Raw genomic sequence first — 600 nt, 5'->3', positions numbered from 1 at the left:
GCACAGGGCGTTATGGTGTGGCTACCCGACCTTCATCCATCCACGGTCGTGGCCCTTAACCGTCGTTCATTACAGGAAGTTTTCAGTAATGATAAGTTCCGGGTCCGGCGGGGACGGGAAGCGCTCTCTGCACTGATGCAAAACAGACTGGCGGTTGAGGATAAATTCCGCAGTTTCCGCCCGGCCGATTTCGCTGACGTTTTTCGTCGCTATCCACCTTCCGGTCGTTCGCCCCTGCGTGAAAAAATGAACGGGATTGCCCTGATTCTGACACCAGATTCATTCATCAAAAAAGAATACGTTGATTGATTTTTCTTCATGCCACTCCAGCGCGGGGTGGCATTAAAAAAATCAAACTGCACAAACCTCCCTCCTGTAAGTCCGGAGTTCCCTCACCTATGAACATAAACCGTTTAATCTTCACTATCGAAGACTGTCTGAACACGCTATCCCGTTTCTCTGTCGCAAGCAGTTTTGTTGAGTATTGCGATTTACGTACTGTAATTGGTCTGGACAGACAGGATCGTGAACGTCGCCCATGGCTGAATTCGCCCTATATTGCAGCCACAAAGCGTGGAGAATATCTCTCTGTCTTTGAAG

General features: G+C 49.2%; 1 protein-coding gene and 1 pseudogene. Both read left to right on the top strand.

The features are described from left to right. Positions 1 to 309 (top strand): annotated as a pseudogene (gene traT / locus RTW80_RS26920) (IncI1-type conjugal transfer protein TraT); the annotation flags it as partial. Positions 310 to 398: 89 nt separating this feature from the next. Next, the coding region (locus tag RTW80_RS26915) for a hypothetical protein (protein ID WP_171867958.1) at positions 399 to 600 on the top strand (202 nt) is incomplete at its 3' end.

The organism is Escherichia sp. AM3 (assembly GCF_032029835.1).
Lineage (GTDB): Bacteria > Pseudomonadota > Gammaproteobacteria > Enterobacterales > Enterobacteriaceae > Escherichia > Escherichia coli.
The sequence above is the reverse complement of the archived record's forward strand: the minus strand, read 5'-3'. Positions and strand labels throughout refer to the sequence as shown.